The organism is Gluconobacter oxydans, assembly GCF_006539685.1.
In the GTDB taxonomy this organism is placed as follows: Bacteria; Pseudomonadota; Alphaproteobacteria; order Acetobacterales; family Acetobacteraceae; genus Gluconobacter; species Gluconobacter oxydans.
In genome coordinates, this window is record NZ_BJNM01000011.1 from 43256 (window position 1) to 63449 (window position 20194).

22 protein-coding genes are annotated in these 20194 nt (G+C 62.4%); 17 read left to right on the forward strand and 5 right to left on the reverse strand.

The genetic code is table 11. The annotated features are described in order from the left end of the window. Positions 1 to 9: 9 nt before the first annotated feature. The 14 genes from GOX01_RS06535 to glmM all read left to right on the forward strand — a co-directional run bounded on the left by GOX01_RS06535 (position 10) and on the right by glmM (position 13800). On the forward strand, positions 10 to 759 hold the full coding sequence (locus tag GOX01_RS06535; RefSeq protein WP_011253201.1) for a YebC/PmpR family DNA-binding transcriptional regulator: 750 nt from the start codon (positions 10 to 12) through the stop codon (positions 757 to 759). Continuing rightward, on the forward strand, positions 756 to 1262 hold the full coding sequence (ruvC, locus tag GOX01_RS06540) for a crossover junction endodeoxyribonuclease RuvC (RefSeq protein ID WP_011253202.1): 507 nt from the start codon (positions 756 to 758) through the stop codon (positions 1260 to 1262). The genes GOX01_RS06535 and ruvC overlap by 4 nt, the downstream gene beginning before the upstream one ends. Continuing rightward, entirely contained in the window at positions 1259 to 1861 is a 603-nt protein-coding gene (ruvA, locus tag GOX01_RS06545; protein ID WP_011253203.1) for a Holliday junction branch migration protein RuvA, read from the forward strand. Before ruvC ends, ruvA begins: the two co-directional genes overlap by 4 nt. Further along, positions 1858 to 2907: a Holliday junction branch migration DNA helicase RuvB gene (gene ruvB / locus GOX01_RS06550; protein ID WP_011253204.1), complete on the forward strand. Its 1050-nt coding sequence runs from the start codon at positions 1858 to 1860 to the stop codon at positions 2905 to 2907. Before ruvA ends, ruvB begins: the two co-directional genes overlap by 4 nt. A gap of 52 nt (positions 2908 to 2959) precedes the next feature. Further along, on the forward strand, positions 2960 to 3385 hold the full coding sequence (gene ybgC / locus GOX01_RS06555; protein ID WP_011253205.1) for a tol-pal system-associated acyl-CoA thioesterase: 426 nt from the start codon (positions 2960 to 2962) through the stop codon (positions 3383 to 3385). 29 nt (positions 3386 to 3414) lie between these two features. After that, entirely contained in the window at positions 3415 to 4206 is a 792-nt protein-coding gene (gene tolQ / locus GOX01_RS06560; RefSeq protein WP_172952927.1) for a protein TolQ, read from the forward strand. A 3-nt stretch (positions 4207 to 4209) separates the two neighbouring features. After that, entirely contained in the window at positions 4210 to 4650 is a 441-nt protein-coding gene (tolR, locus tag GOX01_RS06565) for a protein TolR (protein WP_024716946.1), read from the forward strand. Between the two features lie 12 nt (positions 4651 to 4662). Beyond that, complete coding sequence (locus GOX01_RS06570; protein WP_011253208.1) at positions 4663 to 5658, forward strand: hypothetical protein; 996 nt, start codon at positions 4663 to 4665, stop codon at positions 5656 to 5658. A gap of 16 nt (positions 5659 to 5674) precedes the next feature. Further along, positions 5675 to 7036 (forward strand): Tol-Pal system beta propeller repeat protein TolB, encoded by a 1362-nt coding sequence (gene tolB / locus GOX01_RS06575; RefSeq protein ID WP_011253209.1) that lies wholly within the window; start codon positions 5675 to 5677, stop codon positions 7034 to 7036. Between the two features lie 487 nt (positions 7037 to 7523). Beyond that, complete coding sequence (gene pal, locus GOX01_RS06580) at positions 7524 to 8003, forward strand: peptidoglycan-associated lipoprotein Pal (RefSeq protein ID WP_011253210.1); 480 nt, start codon at positions 7524 to 7526, stop codon at positions 8001 to 8003. A 143-nt stretch (positions 8004 to 8146) separates the two neighbouring features. Next, entirely contained in the window at positions 8147 to 9013 is an 867-nt protein-coding gene (locus GOX01_RS06585; RefSeq protein WP_011253211.1) for a tetratricopeptide repeat protein, read from the forward strand. Positions 9014 to 9075: 62 nt separating this feature from the next. Then, positions 9076 to 10272: a tRNA lysidine(34) synthetase TilS gene (gene tilS, locus GOX01_RS06590; RefSeq protein ID WP_011253212.1), complete on the forward strand. Its 1197-nt coding sequence runs from the start codon at positions 9076 to 9078 to the stop codon at positions 10270 to 10272. Positions 10273 to 10443: 171 nt separating this feature from the next. Continuing rightward, the gene (gene ftsH, locus GOX01_RS06595) at positions 10444 to 12348 is read left to right on the forward strand and encodes an ATP-dependent zinc metalloprotease FtsH (RefSeq protein WP_011253213.1); all 1905 of its coding nucleotides are present in this window, start codon (positions 10444 to 10446) and stop codon (positions 12346 to 12348) included. Between the two features lie 93 nt (positions 12349 to 12441). Then, positions 12442 to 13800 carry a phosphoglucosamine mutase gene (gene glmM, locus GOX01_RS06600; protein ID WP_011253214.1) on the forward strand — a complete coding sequence of 453 codons (1359 nt, stop codon included), beginning with the start codon at positions 12442 to 12444 and terminating at the stop codon, positions 13798 to 13800. A gap of 68 nt (positions 13801 to 13868) precedes the next feature. On the opposite strand, the gene GOX01_RS06605 is transcribed toward glmM, so the two are convergent. Beyond that, on the reverse strand, positions 13869 to 14612 hold the full coding sequence (locus GOX01_RS06605; protein ID WP_011253215.1) for a response regulator transcription factor: 744 nt from the start codon (positions 14610 to 14612) through the stop codon (positions 13869 to 13871). 190 nt (positions 14613 to 14802) lie between these two features. Between GOX01_RS06605 and fliI the strand changes: the two genes are divergently transcribed. After that, positions 14803 to 16161 (forward strand): flagellar protein export ATPase FliI, encoded by a 1359-nt coding sequence (gene fliI, locus GOX01_RS06610; protein ID WP_062269370.1) that lies wholly within the window; start codon positions 14803 to 14805, stop codon positions 16159 to 16161. 11 nt (positions 16162 to 16172) lie between these two features. Continuing rightward, entirely contained in the window at positions 16173 to 16598 is a 426-nt protein-coding gene (gene fliJ / locus GOX01_RS06615) for a flagellar export protein FliJ (protein WP_011253217.1), read from the forward strand. Here the strand turns inward: fliJ and GOX01_RS06620 are convergent. The 3 genes from GOX01_RS06620 to GOX01_RS06630 all read right to left on the reverse strand — a co-directional run bounded on the left by GOX01_RS06620 (position 16580) and on the right by GOX01_RS06630 (position 18914). Then, a complete protein-coding gene (locus tag GOX01_RS06620; protein ID WP_011253218.1) occupies positions 16580 to 17011 on the reverse strand; it encodes a hypothetical protein in 432 nt (143 codons plus the stop codon). The genes fliJ and GOX01_RS06620 overlap by 19 nt on opposite strands. A gap of 68 nt (positions 17012 to 17079) precedes the next feature. Beyond that, on the reverse strand, positions 17080 to 17634 hold the full coding sequence (locus tag GOX01_RS06625) for a hypothetical protein (RefSeq protein WP_062269376.1): 555 nt from the start codon (positions 17632 to 17634) through the stop codon (positions 17080 to 17082). Continuing rightward, positions 17631 to 18914, reverse strand: coding sequence for an aminopeptidase (locus GOX01_RS06630; RefSeq protein ID WP_011253220.1), 1284 nt, complete (start codon positions 18912 to 18914; stop codon positions 17631 to 17633). Before GOX01_RS06630 ends, GOX01_RS06625 begins: the two co-directional genes overlap by 4 nt. A 54-nt stretch (positions 18915 to 18968) precedes the next feature. On the opposite strand from GOX01_RS06630, the gene GOX01_RS06635 reads away from it, so the two are divergent. Next, positions 18969 to 19820: a glycosyltransferase family protein gene (locus GOX01_RS06635; RefSeq protein WP_231098662.1), complete on the forward strand. Its 852-nt coding sequence runs from the start codon at positions 18969 to 18971 to the stop codon at positions 19818 to 19820. Positions 19821 to 19873: 53 nt separating this feature from the next. On the opposite strand, the gene GOX01_RS06640 is transcribed toward GOX01_RS06635, so the two are convergent. Beyond that, on the reverse strand, positions 19874 to 20149 hold the full coding sequence (locus GOX01_RS06640) for a hypothetical protein (RefSeq protein ID WP_024716948.1): 276 nt from the start codon (positions 20147 to 20149) through the stop codon (positions 19874 to 19876). Positions 20150 to 20194: the final 45 nt, after the last annotated feature.

Consider the following 20194-nt stretch of genomic DNA (forward strand, 5'->3'; position numbering starts at 1 on the left):
GAGCGACCGATGGCCGGTCATTCACAGTTTAAGAACATCATGCACCGCAAGGGTGCGCAGGATGCCAAGCGCGCCAAGCAGTTCGCCAAGGTCCTGCGTGAGATCACGGTTGCGACGCGCTCGGGCCTGCCGGATCCGACGTCCAACCCCCGTCTGCGTGCCGCGATTTCCATGGCGCGTGAAGTCAACATGCCCAAGGACAATGTCGAGCGTGCCATCAAGAAGGCGTCCGGTGCTGCCGGTGGCGACGACTATGTGGAAGTGCGTTACGAGGGCTACGGCCCGGCCGGCGTTGCGATCATCGTTGAAGGCCTGACGGACAACCGCAACCGGACGGCAGGTGAAGTCCGTGCCGCGTTCTCCAAGCATGGCGGGTCACTGGGTGAGACGAACTCGGTGTCCTTCATGTTCCAGCGTCTGGGCGTGATCAGCTATCCGCTGGATGTGGCTTCCGAGGACGAGATGCTGGAAGCCGCGATTGAAGCCGGTGCGGATAATGCCGAGACGACCGAAGAAGGCCACGAAGTGACCTGCGCGATGGAGAATTTCTTCGCCGTGCGTGATGCGCTTGAGAGCCGTTTTGGTGAGCCGCAGTCGGCCAAGCTCGACTGGCGCCCGGAAAACAGCGTGACGCTGGACGAAGACAAGGCGCGTTCGGTCATGAAGCTGATCGACGTGCTGGAAGACAGCGACGACATCCAGGCTGTCTATGCGAACTTCGATATTCCCGACGATGTGGCTGAGGCGCTGGCTGCTTGATCCGCCTGATGGGCATTGACCCCGGCCTGCGTTTCATGGGCTGGGGCATCATCGACGTGGACGGCAATCATCTCAAGCATGTGGCTTCGGGTGTGATCGGGACCGATGGGTCCGAATCCGTGCCGCTGCGTCTGTGTGAACTTCACGGCGCACTCAAGAAGCTGATCCGCGAATATGCGCCGGCCGAGGCGGCTGTTGAGGAGACTTATGTCAACCGCAACGGCTCCTCGACGCTCAAGCTCGGCTATGCGCGTGGGGTGGCTCTGCTGACGCCCGCCTATGAAGGGCTGCCGGTTGCGGAATACGGGGCGATGACGGTCAAGAAATCCGTGGTCGGGACCGGATCGGCGAGCAAGGAACAGGTGACGATGATGGTGAAGCGGCTTCTGCCGGGGGCGGAGATCCGCAAGGCTGACGCCTCCGATGCGCTGGCGGTTGCGATCTGTCATGCCCATCATCGTGCAAGTGCGGCCCATGTCGTGGCCGGAAAGCGCATGGCATGATCGGGCAGTTGACCGGACTTGTCGGGCAGATCGAAGGCGAGCGCTGTATCGTGGACGTCAATGGTGTGGGGTACGTGGTTTCGGCCTCGACCCGCACGCTGGCGGTACTGCCTCAGCCGCCGTCTGTGGCGCGCGTATTGATCGAGACGATCGTGCGCGAGGATGCAATCCAGCTTTTCGGTTTTGCGACGACGGATGAAAGGGACTGGTTCCGGCTGCTGACGACTGTGCAGAGCGTGGGCGCGAAAGTGGCGCTGGCGATCCTATCGGCGAACAATCCGGGCGAGCTTCTGCTGGCCATCAATGCCGGAGACAAGGGCTCGCTGACCCGCGCGGCCGGTGTCGGGCCGCGTCTGGCGGACCGGATCCTGAGCGAGTTGCGCAACAAGGTTGCGAAAATGCCGGGCGGGGGCGGGACCGTGTCCGCGCCGGGGATCGTTTCGGGGCCGAGTGTCGAGAATGATGCGCTGCTGGCGCTGGCGGGGCTCGGATTCCGTCGGGCCGAAGCCTGGCCTGTTCTGAGCAAGGTGCTGGCCGAGAACGAGAATGCGACGCTTGATCTGGCGATCCGGCTGAGCCTGAAGGATCTCGCGCGATGAGCGACGACTATCGCGAAACCGATCCGACCCGTCAGCCCGAGGATATGGGCGAGGGCAGTCTGCGGCCTGAAACGCTTGCGGATTTTACGGGCCAGAAAGCCAGCCGCGAAAATCTGGCGATTTTTATCGAGGCGGCTCGGGCCCGGAATGAAGCGCTGGATCATGTCCTGCTGCACGGGCCTCCGGGTCTGGGCAAGACGACGTTGGCACAGATCGTGGCACGTGAGCTGGGTGTGGGGTTTCGGGCGACGTCCGGGCCGGTCATCCAGCGAGCGGGTGATCTGGCGGCGATCCTGACGAATCTCCAGCCGCGTGATGTGCTGTTCATTGACGAAATCCACCGTCTTCAGCCGGCGATTGAGGAAGTGCTCTATCCGGCGATGGAGGACTTCCAGCTTGACCTGATCATCGGCGAAGGGCCGGCTGCGCGGTCCGTGCGCATTGATCTGGCGCCGTTCACGCTTGTGGCCGCGACCACGCGGGCCGGTCTGCTGGCCACGCCTCTGCGGGACCGGTTCGGGATCCCGCTGCGGCTGGTGTTCTATACGCCGGAAGAACTTCGGGCGATCGTCTCGCGCGGGGCTCTGAAGCTCGGAATGCGCCTGACGGATGACGGGGCGGAAGAAATCGCCCGCCGGTCGCGTGGGACGCCGCGTATCGCCGGGCGTCTGCTGCGCCGGGTGCGGGATTTCGCGCTGGTGTCGAAGCATGCGGTCGTGGACCGGGCGCTGGCGGATGCGGCTCTGGGGCGGCTTGAGGTTGATGAGCGCGGGCTGGATGCGATGGACCGGCGCTACCTCAAGCGGATTGCCGAGCATCATCATGGCGGTCCGGTTGGTGTGGAGACGCTGGCGGCGGGGCTTGCCGAAGCGCGCGATACGCTGGAAGACGTGATCGAGCCCTACCTGATCCAGGAAGGGCTGGTTCTGAGAACGGCCCGCGGGCGGATGCTGGGTGAGGCGGGATGGCGTCATCTCGGTCTGACGCCGCCGGCGAGCCAGGTGGATCTGCTCTCCTCGCTGGAGCAGGACGATTCCGCGCCCTGAAAGGCCCTGAACACGGTTCGGGGTATGGGCGCACCATGACTGGAGAAACAGTATGGCCACGCACAAGATCAGGTTCCGGGTTTATTACGAAGACACCGATGCGGGCGGTATCGTCTATCACGCCCGCTATCTGGGCTTTGCCGAGCGTGCGCGGAGCGAGGCGATGCGGGATGCGGATGCGTCCGTCACCGAGCTTTTGAACGATTTCGGACTGGTCTTCGTCGTGCGTCAGGCTGCACTCCGGTACCGCTCCCCGCTCCGACTCGATGATGAGATGGAAATCGAGACGGCGCTGGAGGCCATGACTCCGACGCGGCTGAAACTTTGTCAGACGGTCCGGAATTATTCCGGGGGTGGCGATACGGCTACGGTTATCGACGTTGAGCTGGCCTGTCTGAACGCTGCTGACATGAAACCTGCCAAAATTCCGCCTCGGTGGCGTGATGCAGTAAGAAAACTGGAGGCAGGAGAGGTCTGACCCACTTTCCTGTTTCGTCATGAAGTGCAATGGAGAGTCCTGACCCGCAAGGGACAGGATCTGTACAGGAGAGAACAGTGGATCATGAGGTAAGTTCGAGTGCGCTTGGGGCGGTCGGTGCGACTGGTCTATCGCCTCTGGACCTGTTCCTGCACGCCTCCATCGTTGTAAAGCTGGTGATGCTGGGTCTGCTGCTGTGCAGCGCCGGCGTATGGGCGATCATCGCGGAAAAAATCATTCTCATCCGTCGCGTCAACCGTGAGGCGACCGAGTTCGAGGACCGTTTCTGGTCGGGCGGATCGCTTGACGATCTTTACGAATCCGATGGTGCGCGTCCGACGCATCCGATGGCGGCCGTGTTCGGTGCGGCCATGGGTGAGTGGCGCCGTTCGGCCCGGATTGGCGGAATTGACCTGTCGCGGGGTGGCGTGCGTGAGCGCGTGGACCGCGCGATCGACATCACCATCATGCGTGAGAACGACCGTCTGACGCGCCGTCTGATCTTCCTTGCGACGATCGGCCCGGTGGCACCGTTCGTCGGTCTGTTCGGAACAGTCTGGGGCATCATGCATTCCTTCGCGTCCATCGCGCAGATGCACAACACGAACCTTTCGGTCGTGGCGCCTGGTATTTCCGAAGCCCTGTTCGCCACGGCGATCGGCCTCGTGACGGCCATTCCGGCCTATATCGCCTATAACGGTCTGAGCAATTCCTTCGAGAAGTTCGCTGACCGCATGGAAGCCTTCGGCACCGAGTTCGCTGCCATCCTGTCGCGTCAGTCCGAGGAACGTGCGGATGATACGACCGGCGGAAAGGCCTGAACCATGGGAATGTCTGCGGGAGGACGGGCTGGAGGTGGCGGACGCCGTAAGCGTCGCCCCGCGTCGGAAATCAACGTCACGCCGCTGGTGGACGTCATGCTGGTGCTGCTCATCATCTTCATGGTGACGGCGCCGATGCTGACCAGTGGCGTCAATGTGGATCTGCCGAAGACGGATGCCAGCCCGGTCAATTCGGATACCAAGCCGATCACCGTCTCCCTGAAGACGGATGGGTCGCTCTATCTGGGGGACCAGCAGGTAACGTCTGACCAGCTGATCGACCAGCTCAAGGCACAGTCGCAGAATGATCCGACCCATCGCATTTTCGTCCGTGCCGATGCACATATCGACTACGGACAGGTGATGCAGGTCATGGGGCAGATCACGTCGGGTGGCTTCACGCATGTTGCGCTTCTCGCGCAGCAGCCCCAGAGCGGCCAGTAAGAGGCCGCTGCCGTGGTGCGTCCACGCCGCTCTGACAACAGGCGCTTTCGTCATGCGCTTTACGGATCAGCCGCCATTCATCTGGGGCTGATCGCGTATCTGCTTGTGCAGATCCCCCCCGAAAAACCGCCCGAGCCACCGGAGCCCCCCACGGTTCAGATGGAATTCGAGCAGGCAGGACCGCCGACCCATCCGGTCAAGGGCGATCATCCGGCGCCTGCGCCCGCTCCGGCCCCTGCACCCGTAAAGAACGAGGCCCCTCCCGCCCCGACGCCGCCCCTGAAGGCGCCGACGGAAGAGCCGCCTCCGCCCCCACCGCCGCCTCAGTCCGTGCCGCCTCCGCCGGAGACGCCGCCGCAGAAGCTGCCGGACATCAAGCTGCCGCCGAAGATGACGGATGAGTCGCCCGAGCCTGTGCCAGCATCGCCGCCCAAGCCGTCACCGCCGTCCAAATCGACGATGGTTGCACCGCCGAGCCCGCAGACGCAGAAGGCCGACAAGCTGCCGGATATGCCGAAATTCTCGCATATGACGCAGCCGAACGCGGCCAAGAAGACGGAAGCGGACAGTCATTCGCTGCTGGCGACGCTGGATAATTTCCGGGCGGACCAGAAGCAGACCCATGCGCCGACCGCGAAGGCCAATCCGCCGCAGGGTGGTGCGCCGAACGGGGGCGGGGTGCCGAATGGTGACATTACCAAGTCCCTGTCCATGGCGGATCAGAAGGCCATCGGTGGCTCCGTGCGCCGCTGCTATACCGAAGACACCGAAGCGCGGAACTATGCGAGCTTTGTCGCGCATATGGTTGTGACCGTTGATGCGACCGGCGAGGCCCGGATTGTCAAATTTGCGCCTGAAACGGCTGCGAAGATGGCTGCAGATCCGTCTTACCGCGTTCTGGCGGAGCGGGCGCGGGATGCGGTGCTGAGCCCCACCTGTGCCCATCTGCCCATTCCCTCCAAGATGCTTGGTCAGACGCATGAGCTGCGTTTTGTCTTCAGGCCGTAATCCACGAGGAAGTCTCATGTCCTTCATTCCCAATACCGAAGCCGAGGCCCTGAGCGCGCTGTTTTCGCGCCGCTCCGTTCTGGGAGCGACCGCCGCGGGCGGTCTCCTGGCGACGCCTCTGGCGGCCTTTGCTCAGTCCGGTGCGGCCTCCGGCCCCGGTGAAGCAGAAATCACCGTCGATCAGGCCCGTCAGGAGCCGATTCCCATCGTTGTTCCGAATTTCGGGGCAGGGCTGGGTGAGCAGATCTCCGGCGTGATCACGTCCGACCTGAACGGAACCGGTCTGTTCAAGGTCATGAGCGGCAGTGTGCCGCCCGGCTCTACGCCGGATTTCAGCGCGCTCAAAGCCCAGGGCGCCCGCGCGGCCGTGGCCGGTCAGGCCGTTGGTGCGGGAAGTGTGCGCGTCGAGATGCGTCTGTGGGATGTGCTCTCCGGACAGCAGCTTCAGGGCACGGCCTATACGGCGTCCAACAGCAACTGGCGCCGGATTGCGCATATCATTGCTGACGTGATCTATGAGCGGATGCTGGGTGAGAAGGGCTATTTCGATACCCGCATCGCCTATATCGCCCGCACCGGTCCGCGCCATCACCAGATCACGCGTCTGGCCCTGATGGATCAGGATGGCGCCAACGAGCGCATGCTGACGGGTGGCGAGTGGCTGACGCTGACGCCGCGTTTCAACCCGGTGCGCGATCAGATCGCGTTCATGTCCTACGCCAACAACCGTCCGCGCGTGTATCTGTTCGATCTGGCTTCTGGCCGGCAGCAGATTCTGGGCGAGTTCGCGGGCATTTCCTTTGCGCCGCGCTTCTCGCCGACAGGTGGCTCGGTGGTGCTGTCCGCTACACGCGGGGGCGGGTCTGACATCTTCGTTGTCGATCTGGCTTCCCGTGCGAAGCGGCAGATCACCAATTCCAATGGCGCGATCGACACCAGCCCGTGCTTCAGCCCGGATGGTAGCCAGATCGTCTTCAACTCCGATCGTGGTGGCAGCCCCCAGCTCTACATCATGAGTGCATCCGGTGGGGCGGCGAAGCGGATTTCCTATGGCAGTGGCCAGTATGGATCCCCGGTCTGGTCCCCGCGTGGAGATCTGATCGCCTTTACCCGGATTGGCAGCGGCGGGTTCTCGCTCGGTGTCATGAACCCGGATGGTACGGGCGAGCGTATCCTGACGCAGGGCTTCACGGTTGATGGGGCGACGTTCTGTCCGAACGGTCGTGTGCTGGCGTTCTGCCGCCAGAGCGCGTCCGGTGCGGGCGGTGCGGGTTTTGCGTCCGGGATTGGTACGATCGATATTACGGGCTTCAACGAGCGTCCGATCCGGATCTCGACGGGGGCGTCCGACCCGGCCTGGTCTCCGCGGAACGGCTGAGGTCAGGCTCCGCGCTTTCAGTTGGAAAGCGCGGATTTTCAGGGGCGGAAAACCCCTTTTTCCAGCGTCCCGTTGCGGCGTTGATTCGGTCTGTGGTCGTCAGGGGCATGCAGACCGGCTCCGGGTGCTACGCCTGCAACGCTTGGCTGCCACGCGGGCAGCGCATGTATTCAAACTGCAAAACTTCAATGGTGAGACGAATATGGCGGAATTCTGCCACATTCGTCAGAGCCGGTGTGACATTTCTGCCGAGTTTTGTGGTTCCGAAACTGAATCGAACTTTCCGGCCTCAACCCGCGTTAACACGACACTTGACCCATGATTTGAGTCATGAGTATGGGCGCTTATGGCCACCGGTTTTCAGGCGCGGCAGACAGGGATCGAAACCGACTCCTGCTTGTTCCGGTCTGGAAAGAAGTGGTCCGGGATAACGCGGCATTTTCCGCATTCGGTTCCAGATGTGGGGCCGTTCTCAGGATTGAGACACATGAAGTTCAAGGTATTTGGCGCGCTTGGTCTGGCGCTTGTTCTCGCAGCCTGTTCCAACGGCAACACCAACAAGGGTGACAGCACCGGCGCTGGCGCCGTGGCTCAGGAAGCCGGCCCGACGCCCGGCAGCGAAGCCGATCTGGTCGCCAATGTCGGCGATCGCGTCTTCTACGAGCTGAACCAGTCCCAGCTTTCTGAAGAAGCCCGCGCAACGCTGGACAAGCAGGTTGCCTGGCTCGCCAAGTACCCGCAGGTCAGCATCCAGGTTGCTGGCAACTGCGATGACCGCGGCACGGAAGAGTACAACATTGCTCTCGGCCAGCGTCGTGCAAACGCAGCCCGTGACTATCTGGTCGCCAAGGGCGTGAGCGCTTCGCGCATCACCACGATCTCCTACGGCAAGGACCGTCCGACCGCCGATGGCGATGACGAGCAGTCCTGGGCCCAGAACCGTAACGCCATCACGTCTGTTCGCTGAGCCGACGTTTCAGGCCTGACGGACTGGGATGATGAGCGGCCGGGGGATTATCCCCCGGCCGTTTCTGTTTTATGACTGGGCCATGTCGCACGCGAGACCTGCCTGCGTGCCCGTGACCGTGAGTTTGTCTCAGGAGATCCGTTATGGTGCTGTCCCGTTCCCTGCGTGCCGTCTTTCTGGGCACGGCTCTTTCCGTCCTGTCGCCCGTCGTCCCGGCGCTGGCACAGGATGCCCCTGACAGCGGGGAAATTTCTTCACGCGAAGCCATTGCTCTGCAGGACCAGATCGCATCCCTGCGGCAACAGCTTTCTCAGGTTCAGAACGGTGGGGGGCTCGCTGCGCCAAGCACGACGGCGGTTCCGCAGGTTTCGGCCGCAGATGGCAATCTGACGGCGCAGCTTCTGGAGCGTGTTTCGGCTCTGGAAGAGCAGAACCGCCAGATGCGCGGCGAGCTGGATCAGCTCAGCAATTCCGTCCGGGACAATCAGGCCAGCGTGTCCAAGCAGATTTCGGACATGCAGTTCGCGTCCCAGAACGGGGGCGGATCACCGGCCCCGGCTCCGGCCAAGGCCGCCACCGAGGAAAAGGCATCCGCACCTGCTGCAGAGGCCGCCGAGCAGCCGAAGACGGCTCTGGATGCCCTGAAGGCCGGAAACGCTTCCCTGCATTCGGGCAATTACACGGATGCGGAAAGCAATGCCCGCTTCGCCATCAAGACGGCGCATAGCGTGTCGGGCAAGATGGATGCGCAGTTCCTGCTGGCCCAGTCCCTGGCAGGGCAGAAGCAGTACCGTCAGTCCGCCGTTGCCTATTACGACGCCTATACCAAGGCGCCCAAATCCCTGAAGGCCCAGGATTCCCTGCTTGGCGTGGCAGCATCGATGCTGGCGCTCGGGGACAAGGGATCGGCCTGTCAGGCGCTGGACAAGCTCAAGACCGAGTTCCCCGCACCTGCGCCGCGTGTGAAGACGGCTGAGACGACGTTCCGGAGCCGCGCCGCCTGTCACTGAGCGATGTCTTGCTGAGTTCGGGGATGGAGCATCCGGTCGGGGAGCAGGAGTTTGCCGACCGGATGGCCAGGTTTGGTCCGTGGCCACCCGATATCGATGACGCACCGGTTGGGCTGGCTGTTTCGGGGGGCGCCGATTCCATGGCGCTCGCGTTTCTGGCCCGCCGCTGGCGGCGGAATGTTGTGGCGTTCGTCGTGGATCATGCCTTGCGCCCTGAGTCTGCCGCCGAAGCGCAACTGACGGTTCATCGTCTTGCCGGGATGAACGTGAAGGCCCGGCTTCTGACGCTTGCGCCGTTTCCGAAAGGCCGGATGCAGGAGCGCGCACGCCATGCCCGGTTCGAAGCTCTTGAGGCAGCCTGTGTTTCGGAAGGCTGTCTGGATCTTCTGGTTGCGCATCATGCCGGGGATCAGGACGAGACGGTGTGGATGCGGCATCTGCACGCGAGCGGTCCTCTGGGGCTGAGCGGCATTCAGCCTGTCTCCGTTCGCGGGCGTATCCGGCTGGTCCGGCCGCTTCTTACGTTTCCTACGGCGCGTCTGCGCCTGACCCTGCAAGCGGAAAATCTGCCCTGGATCGAGGACCCGTCGAACGCCAACCGGCGTTTCGAGCGGGTTCGTCTGCGCCAGGACCTAACGCCGGAGCAGAGACAGGAGGCCCGTGTTCTGCAACAGGATGCCCTACAGGAACGTCTGCGCCTTGAGGCGGAACTGGCGGAAGAGCTTGGTCGCCATGCCGTCTGGTATTCGCAGGGCTGGGTTTTTCTCGGGCAGGAGGGAGTGGACGAAGAAGCCCTGTCAGTTCTGATCCGGCTGGTCTCGGGGAGTGCCTATCGTCCGGCGCGTGAGGCCGTGCGGACCCTGATGACGCAGGGATACGGAACGCTGTCGGGGGTTCAGGTCCGGCCGGCGGGGCGCTTTGGGAACGGGATTATTCTGGTGCGGGAGGAAAGGGCGCTTGGTCCGTTCGTTCCCGCGAAGGCCGGAGCGGTCTGGGATGGACGCTGGCGCCTTCTGGCCTGCGATGTTCCACAGGGGAGTCTGATCGGGTCTCTGGGGGATGCCATTCATGTGATGGATCTGCGCAGGCTGGGTGTGCCGTATGCGGCTGCCCGCTGCCTTCCGGGCGTGTGGCATGAGGGACGACTGGTTTTGGGGCCGCGTCTGGGGGAGAGGGCCTGGGGCGAATTTGCCGGTGAGGCGGATTTTGTCTGGTCGTCCGGCGTCCCTGCGACAGGAGAAAATCATTTCGGGACGTAAAAAGAGCTTCAAAAACGCAAGAAATGCGTTTTCCTGCCTCCGATGGGGTAGGATCGTGGACGCGGAGGCTTATGTTATGAAGTCAACGCAGAATGTGACCGGTCGGCCAGTTGTGACGGGGGTTCCCGGACCGCATCTGACGGAACAGTCTGAAGGACGACAGAGAGCGAGATGAACAATTTAGGCCGTAACGTCGCGATCTGGGTGGTCATCATCGTGGTCGGAATGGCAGTGCTGACAGCCTTCCAGCCCGGTGGCGGCCAGCATGCAGCCCAGCAGATCGCCTATTCCGATTTCATCCATGATGTAGACCAGCATCAGGTCCGTTCGGTTGTGATCCAGGAGCAGAATGTCTCCGGGACGCTGACGAACGGAACGTCTTTCGAGACCTACGCTCCGCTTGATCCGAGCCTTCCGGCCCGTCTGACAGCCGCGAACGTCGAAGTGACGGCCAAGCCGATGGAAAGCGGCGAAAGCCCGATCCTACGTTATGCGAGCGCCTACCTGCCGGTTCTGCTTCTGCTTGGGCTGTGCTTCATGGTTTTCCGTCAGATGCAGGGCGGTGGTGGCCGGGCCATGGGCTTCGGCAAGTCCCGCGCCAAGCTGCTGACGGAGAAAACCGGCCGGGTGACGTTTGAAGATGTCGCCGGTATTGATGAGGCGAAATCCGAGCTTCAGGAAATCGTCGAGTTTCTGCGTGACCCGCAGAAATTCACCCGTCTGGGCGGCAAGATCCCCAAGGGTGCGCTGCTGGTCGGACCTCCGGGTACCGGTAAGACGCTGCTGGCCCGTGCCATTGCGGGCGAGGCTAACGTGCCGTTCTTCACGATTTCCGGTTCGGACTTCGTGGAAATGTTTGTCGGTGTTGGCGCGTCCCGTGTGCGTGACATGTTCGAGCAGGGCAAGAAGTCTGCGCCCTGCATCATTTTCATTGATGAAATCGACGCCGTAGGCCGTCATCGTGGCGCCGGTCTCGGTGGTGGTAATGACGAGCGTGAGCAGACTCTCAACCAGATGCTAGTCGAGATGGACGGGTTTGAAAGCAATGAAGGTGTCATCCTGATTGCTGCGACCAACCGTCCAGACGTTCTGGATCCGGCACTGCTGCGTCCCGGCCGCTTCGACCGTCAGGTTGTCGTGCCGAACCCGGATGTGGCCGGTCGTGAGAAGATCCTGCGCGTTCACATGCGCAAGGTTCCGCTGTCGTCGGATGTTGATCCGAAGGTCATTGCACGGGGTACGCCGGGCTTTTCGGGTGCGGATCTGTCCAATCTCGTGAACGAGGCTGCGCTGATGGCAGCGCGTCAGGGACGGCGCACGGTCGGTATGGCTCAGTTCGAAGAGGCCAAGGACAAGGTCATGATGGGGGCGGAGCGCCGTTCCATGGTCATGACCGAGGACGAGAAGCGTTCGACGGCCTATCACGAATCCGGACATGCCATCTGCGCCATCTTCACGCCGGGTAGCGATCCGATCCACAAGGCAACCATCGTGCCGCGTGGCCGGGCGCTGGGTCTGGTCATGACCCTGCCCGAGAAGGACAACATTTCCTACAGCCGCAAATGGTGCCTGGCCCGTCTGGTCATTGCCATGGGCGGCCGGGTGGCCGAGGAAATCATCTTCGGACGCGAGGAAGTCAGTGCAGGTGCCTCGGGCGATATCAAGAGCGCGACTGATCTTGCACGCCGCATGGTCACCGAATGGGGCATGAGCGATACGCTCGGCATGATTGCCTATGGCGATAACGGGCAGGAAGTGTTCCTTGGTCATTCCGTGACCCAGAGCAAGAACATTTCGGAAGAGACGGCCCGGGAAATCGACAAGGAGGTCAAGGTCCTGATCGACACGGCTTACAAGCAGGCCCACGATCTGCTGACGACCCGTATCGATGACCTGCACCGCCTGACTGCAGCGCTTCTGGAATATGAAACGCTGACAGGTGAGGACGTTGGTCGCATCATGCGCGGTGAGGCCATCGAGCGTACATCGGACGATGAACAGGTTCCCGATAACCGTCGTGCCTCTGTTCCGACCACGCGCCCCGGCGCGTTTGATCCGGCGCCTCAGGCGGGGTAATCAGGCAGCCAATCGCACCAACAGGCGCGTCATCGGGATCTTTCCCGGTGCCGCGCCTTTTTCATTTCTGGCAGACAGGCAGGATTCTTCATTATGGCCACCAAAAGGTCTCTGTTCGGTACTGATGGCATCCGGGGAACGGCCAATACCGCGCCCATGACGGTCGAGATCGCACAGAGACTGGGGCAGGCGGCCGGTCTGTATTTCATGCGCAGCCAGAACCGCCGGCATAGCGTCGTGCTCGGCAAGGATACGCGCCTTTCAGGCTACATGCTGGAATGTGCCCTGGTGGCGGGCTTCCTGTCGGCCGGGATGGACGTCATTCTGGTCGGACCGCTGCCCACGCCTGCCATTGCCATGCTGACGCGCTCCCTGCGGGCGGATCTGGGGGTGATGGTCTCTGCATCGCACAACCCCTTTACCGACAACGGCATCAAACTGTTCGGACCGGACGGTTTCAAGCTTTCTGACGAGGTGGAAGGCGAGATCGAGGATCTGATGTCACAGGATCTGTCCGCGCGGCTGGCGTCACCGGCGCAGATCGGCCGAGCGTCCCGTCTGACGGATGCGGCCGGGCGCTATATCGAGAATGCGAAGGCCTCTTTTCCGCGTGGCCTGCGTCTGGATGGCCTGAAGATTGTCATCGACTGCGCCAATGGCTCGGCCTATCGCGTGGCACCCACGGCCCTGTGGGAGTTGGGTGCGGAAGTCATCAAGATCGGCTGTTCGCCTGATGGTCTGAACATCAATGACGGCGTGGGGTCAACGCATCCTGAAACGCTGTGCGCAGCCGTCAGGGAGCATGGTGCGGATTTCGGTATTGCGCTGGATGGTGATGCGGACCGTGTTCTGATTGCGGATGAGAACGGCAATCTTGTCGACGGAGACCAGATCATCGGTCTGATCGCAGCCTTCTGGAAGCAGCATGACCGGTTGCGAGGCAATACGGTGGTGACGACCGTCATGTCCAATATGGGTCTGGAAAAGGCCCTGGCGGAGAATGGTCTCGAACTTCAGCGCACGGCGGTCGGTGATCGCTATGTCGTGGAACGGATGCGGGAAATCGGGGCCAATCTGGGCGGCGAGCAGTCCGGTCACATGGTCCTGTCGGACTATGCCACCACGGGCGATGGTCTGATTGCGGCTTTGCAGGTCCTGGCGGTGTCCGTCGAGACCAAGCGGCCTGCCAGCGAGATCTGCCGTTTCTTCACGCCTTATCCGCAGCTTCTGAAAAATGTCCGCTATTCAGGGACCAGTCCGATGAGCAGCCCGGATCTCGCTGCGGCCAAGGCCTGGGCGGATGAGCGGCTGGCCGGAAGTGGCCGTCTTGTCCTGCGGGCAAGCGGGACTGAACCGCTGATCCGTGTCATGGCCGAGGCGCAGGATGAGGCGCTGGTGCATGAGGTTGTGGACCATGTCTGTGATGTCATCCGCGCGATCGCGCACGCCTGATTCTGGCAGATGACTGTAAGAAGCGGGAACCTGCCGTAAGCGGCAGGGGCGCCTGATCCCGAGTGCGGTCAGACGGCCGCGATGGCTGCGGGAACGCTGTTTCTGGACGGTGCGTCTGTCGTGACGGGGATTTCCGCGGTGTCGTCTTCCCGCAGGATGTAGCCGCGTCCCCAGACGGTCGCGATCAGGTTGCCCGCGCCGACATTCTGGAGTTTGCGACGCAGCTTGCAGATGAAGACGTCGATGATCTTCATTTCCGGCTCGTCAATGCCGCCATAAAGGTGGTTGAGAAACGCGTCCTTGGTCAGGACGGATCCCTTGCGGATCACCAGCAGTTCCAGAATGGCATATTCCTTGCCCGTCAGGTGCAGCGGAGCGCCGTCGACCGTGACGTTCTTGCCATTCAGATCCAGTTCCAGATTGCCGACACGCAGTTTCGGCTCGGCAAAGCCACGGGAGCGCCGCATGACGGCCTGCAGACGGGCGACCAGTTCGCCTGCGTCGTAAGGCTTGGTCATGTAGTCGTCAGCCCCCATGGAGAAGGCCCGGATTTTCGCCTGGGGGCGCAGCAGGGCGGACAGGACAAGGATGGGCGTCGTGATACGCGCGGCCCGGGCGCGGCGGATGACTTCGTAGCCTTCAAGGTCGTTCAGCATAAGTTCAAGCACCACCACATCGTAGTCGTAGTGGCGAAGCATCTCGATGGCTTCTTCGCCAGACGGCGTGTGGTCCACGGTGAAAGACGCGGTCCGCAGGATCTGGGACAGTGTGGTGGCGGCTGACTGATCGCTGTCGACAAGAAGGATACGCATGTTCTCAACTCCCGGCTTGGTGAAGCAATGGTTACTACCCAAGGTTGTGTGTGTCGATAGACATGGATCAAAAATCGTAAAATTGTCATTATTTTTCCCGTCAGAGGGGAACGTTAGGGTTCTCTTAAGGGTGTGGTTGTAGGGTTGGAAGATCGGAACAATCCGCGGAAAACGGTCAGAAACTGCCACTATGGACGACTACGACAGACTGCTCGAAAGGCTTTCGAACCTCACCTGCGACTGGGTTGTAGGAAGCGTTAAAGACGTTATCGGTCTCTGTCTGACCGTTATCGGACTCGAAGGTTTCATTACGATTGGAGACCGAGTCGCGGTGAAAGCGCGTGACGGACGGGTTGTGCAATCCGAGGTTGTGGGCTTTCAGGGTGATGTCGCGCGGCTCATGTCCTTCGGGCCTCTGGACGGAATTGGTCCGGGCTGCGAGGCTAGGATTCCGCTGAACCGTCATGATGGTGGCCTTGGCGTTAATGAAAGCTGGCTGGGGCGCGTGCTGGATCCGCTGGGACAGCCGATCGACGGGAAGGGGCCTCTGTTTCCGTCGTTTGAGCGGCAGCCGGTCCAGTGTCCTCCGCCCAATGCTGCAAGCCGGGCGCGGCTTGGCGAGCGTATCGACCTCGGGGTCCGCGCCCTTGATACCTTCACGACCTGCCGGCGCGGACAGAGGCTCGGGCTTTTCGCAGGGTCGGGTGTCGGGAAATCCACATTGCTGTCCATGCTCGCCCGCGGCGCGGACTGTGATGTCGCCGTGATCTCGCTTGTGGGTGAGCGTGGGCGCGAGGTGCGGGAGTTCATCGAGGATGATCTCGGGCCGGAAGGGCTGGCGCGGAGTGTGCTGGTGATTGCGACTTCTGATTCACCGCCACTGATGCGTCGCGAAGCCGCCCTGTCCGCCATGGCCATCGCGGAATATTTCCGGAACCAGGGCAAATCGGTCCTGCTGCTGATGGACAGCGTGACGCGGTTCTGCATGGCGCTGCGTGAAATCGGTCTGTCAGCCGGAGAGCCGCCTGCGACGCGGGGTTATCCGCCTTCGGTTTTTGCCGAACTGCCGCGTCTTCTGGAGCGGGCGGGGCCTGGCTATGCCGATCAGGGCATGATCACGGCGCTCTTCACGGTTCTTGTGGAGGGGGATGACCAGAATGAGCCGGTTGCGGATGCCGTGCGTGGCATTCTGGACGGGCATATCATTCTTGACCGCAAGATCGGCGAGCAGGGGCGGTATCCTGCCATTGATGTTCTGCGTTCCCTGTCGCGTGCGGTGCCGGGATGTAATTCGCCTGAGGAAAATGCTCTGACGCAACGCGCGCGGGCAGCGATGGCGACCTATCAGCGGATGGCAGATATGATCCGGCTGGGAGCCTACAAACCCGGAACGGATCGTGAGGTGGATGAAGCCATCGCCCTCATGCCGAAGCTAAACGAGTTCCTGTCTCAGGGGCGGAACGAACGCACCACGCGCGCCGAGGCCTTTGAACAGCTGGCGCAGATCATGCAGATGCCGCTGAAAAACCTCCCCCCGAATGAATCGTAAAGGACCTCACAATGGAACCCTCACCTCTCGAGACACTGATTACCCTGCGGGAGCAGGAGCTCGATCTTGTGGAACGCAGCTTTGCAGAGGCCGTGGCGCGGGAAACGGCTGCGGAAGAAAAACTGACTGCGGCGCAGGCGGAGATCCTGAACGAACAGCGGATCGCATCCAGCCCTACGGCGGATGACGGTGCCGTGGAGGCATTCAGCCGGTGGCTTCCCGGAGGGCGGCAGGCGGTTCTCGAAGCACGGCAGCGCTGTCGGGAAGCGGCGATGGATCGCGAGGCGGTGCGTTCAGCCCTGATCGCTGCCCGGGCAGCGATGGAGGCCGTCAGGACCTTGCGGGAAGAGCAGAAGGAAGAAGAGCGGCAGGCTGACCTTAGAAAGGAACAGAATGCTCTGGATGAACTCGCTGTCCGTCAGTTCGGCAGGTCGTGAGAGGGTGCATGCTCACGTAAGGCGGTCTCGATCTGGGCCGCGGTGCCAATCAGGGCGCAGGCGACCGGATGGGTGCTGTCGCGGACGAAGGCCAGGACGAGGTCGGGATCGCTGGAGAAAAGGTCGCTTTGCAGCGTGATGACCGGTGTCATTTCGCCGTTGCGGGATGCCCCTTCAGCCGCGTGTGAGAGAAGGCGGGCAACAGCTTTTTCCAGTGCGGGAAGAAGTACCGTGTGAGGGGCGTCATGATGTGCGGCATGGGTCGCGATCAGTTCATCCCAGCCGGCACGGGTTACGAAAGCGGGGATGCCGTCAGGGGGCGTGTCGCGCTCGGCGCGCAGGAGGGCGCCGGATTGGGCCATGCCAAGGATATCCAGGGCAGGAAGAATCGCGGGGTCGAGTTTGATGGACATTCTGGTCTTTGGTTCGCGGGTGGAAGAGGTCGGCTTATTCCACGGAAGGCGCGGCCTCTGTGCCGTTGTCAGTGCGGCGGGTTGCCCATGGCCTGCATCAGGGCCGTAACCTGCTCGGGCTGGGCCTTGAAGAGGGCGACATTGGACGGGTTGGGGCTGGGCATTCCCGTCGGGAGCTGTCCGTTGCTGGCGGCCAGAGTCATGCCGAATGTGGTCATGCCCATCACAAAGCTCTCGGGTGTGAAACCGTGGCTTTGCAGGACGGGCGCCAGCCCCGGCACCTGACTGATCTGCCGGATCGTCTCTGAGAGGCTCGTGCCATGAGAGTTGGGGGGCTGGATATTCCGGGCCTGGAGTTCGGCGATCGTTGCGGCGGCCCGGGTCATGAAGTCAGGCGGCAGCGGGTAGTGCATGGCCCGTTCCGTATCGGCACGGACCTGCGGCGACACCTGCTGGGTCTGCTGCGGTGCACCCTGAAGGGGGGCGCTGCCGTCGATCTGGGTCTGGCTCGAGACGCCGCCTTGATAGGCGGATGGCGGGTAGGTCTGCGCCTGTGCGGCCAGTGGCAGCATTGCAGCGGAAACGAGAAGGGCCGAGAGCCCTGTCATGCGGGGAAATGTCATGCCTGCACCCATTCGCCAGCGCGCATCAGCGGCACGCGGTTGCCATTCTTGAGACCATCGAGGTCGATCTTGTCCGAACCAATCATCCAGTCAATGTGGATGAGGGAGTCGTTGACGCCGCGCTCCAGCAGTTCTTCCGGCGTCAGGCCTTCGATATCGACCATGCACTTCGTATAGGCCTGACCAAGAGCAATGTGGCTGGACGCATTTTCGTCGAACAGCGTGTTGCGATACAGGATCTTGCTGGCCGAGATGGGCGAGGAGTGCGGCACGAGGGCCACTTCACCGATCCGGGCTGCGCCTTCATCGGTGCTGAGGATGCGCTTGAGTACGTCTTCGCCATGGCTTGCGGACGCTTCGACAATCTTTCCGTTTTCAAAGCGGACCGATATGTTGTCGATCAGCGTGCCCTGATGGAAAAGCGGCTTGGTGCTGCTGACCCGGCCATCGACCTTGCTGCGATGGGGCGTCGTGAAGATTTCTTCTGTCGGGATATTCGGGTTGCAGACAATGCCGTTGCCCGATTTTTCCGAGCCGCCTGCCCAGAGATGCCCGTCCGCAAGGCCGACCGTCAGATCGGTGCCGGGGCCGCTGAAATGCAGGGCCTCGAAGCGGCTGTCATTCATGTATTTCGCCCGGGCGTGCAGGCGGGCGTTATGGGCTTTCCACTCGGCGACCGGGTCGGCCACGTCGACGCGGGAGGCCTTGAAGATCCCATCCCACAGGGCGGCGAGCGCCTCGTCGGCCGGAAGCTCCGGGAAGACCTGTGCAGCCCAGGCCGGGGTGGCGCAGGCGATGATGTTCCAGTTCACGGCGAACTGCGTGATGATTTCCATCGCCGGGCGGTTGGCCTTGGAATTGGCGCGGTTGGCCCGGGAAATGCGCTCGGGGTCCTGACCCTTCAGAAGGGTCGGGTTGGCGCCCGTGATAGCCATGCGGGCTGCGCCTTCACGGAAAGCGCGGGCCATGCCGTCAGCGAGCCAGGTGGGGGCGACGTCGAAGGCCTCGTCCGGGGCGTGGATGAAGCGGGCCAGCGTGGTCTCGTCATCCGCATACAGCGTCGTCACCAGGGAGGCGCCAGCCTTGTAGGCGTGTTCCGTCACGCGGCGGACCAGTGGGACGGCGGCCAGAGGCGCTGTGATGAGAAGCTGCTGGCCCGGCGCGATGTTCAGGCCAACGCGGACGGCAACCTCGCCCAGGCGATCAAGCAGCTGTTCGTGCGAAAAGGTGGAAGGAGCGGACACGTTGGACTCTTTCGCAGTGATCATTCTGTCCGTCATGGTGTGCCCTGTGGCGGCGAAGTGCAAGAGAGCAGCGCGGGCTCAGGCGGTGACGTGACAGGTCTGCAGACGCGCAGTATCGTCGCCGGCATGGAACCCGGACTTCACATTTTCGCCGATGCCGGCGAGCCAGACCAGCGACCATTCGATGTTGCGGTCGTCATGCCGAGCCTGTTGCGGCCGAGTATCGTCCGCGCACTTCAGTCCATCTTCGCGCAGAAGGGCGGGTTGCGGGTCCAAGTCATGATCGGGCTGGATCGCGCACCAGGAGAGGGCGCGCACGAACTGCTACGGCGTGCAGTCGAGGGACGGCCGCCGGGCTGGGCTGTTGAAGTTCTGTGGCCCGGTTATTCCACCTCCCAGAGGCATGGCGGATTTGGCCGTGCAAAGGATGGGGGCGTGTTGCGCAGTGTGCTCAGCCAGCTCTCGAACGCGCCGCGGATTGCCTATCTCGATGATGACAACTGGTGGGCGCCGGATCATCTGTCCTCACTGCTGACGGCGATCGAGGGGCAGGACTGGGCCTGGGCCGGGCGCTGGTTCGTGCATCCGAGAACACTGATGCCCATCTGCGAGGATCAGTGGGAGTCTGTCGGGATCGGGGGCGGGATTTTCCGGGAAAGCTATGGCGGGTTTGTCGATCCGAACTGTCTGATGATCGACCGGACGCGGGCGCCGGAAGCTCTGGACATGTGGAACCAGCCTCTGGCCGGAGACGGGACACAGATGACGGCGGACCGGAATGTTTTCAGACTGCTGAAGGACAGGCCGGGCAGACCGACCGGCGAATATACGGCGTATTATGTCCTGACCGAGACCGACGGTCTTCATCCGGCACGGCTGCGGCTGATGGGGCCGGCGGCCTGGGATGCGGCGTCCCGGAAAACGGTCGCTCAGGACGCCTGATGCAAAACGGCCGGTGCAGAGGGGAATTCTGCACCGGTCGTCTCGGCCGCCAATTACATGGAGCGGATCGTGTTGCGACGCGGCGGGCGGCGCTGGCGGTCGGACTGGGCGTCCGGGTTGGCGGCCTTGGCAGCCTTTTCACGCGCGATGGTGCGCAGTTCGACTTCCAGTTCGCGGATGCGGCGCTGGATGCTCTCCTTCAGCGTCGGAGAGGTGTGGGACTTCATGGACGCGATCGTTTCCTTGAGGTCCCGGAGCTGTTTTTCCTTTTCGGCCTGATTACGGCGAATAGGCTGGTTGTCGGACATCTGTCCCTGAAATGCACGCATATGTTCGTCTTTCCGCATGAAGCATTCATGGGCCTCCCGCCCATC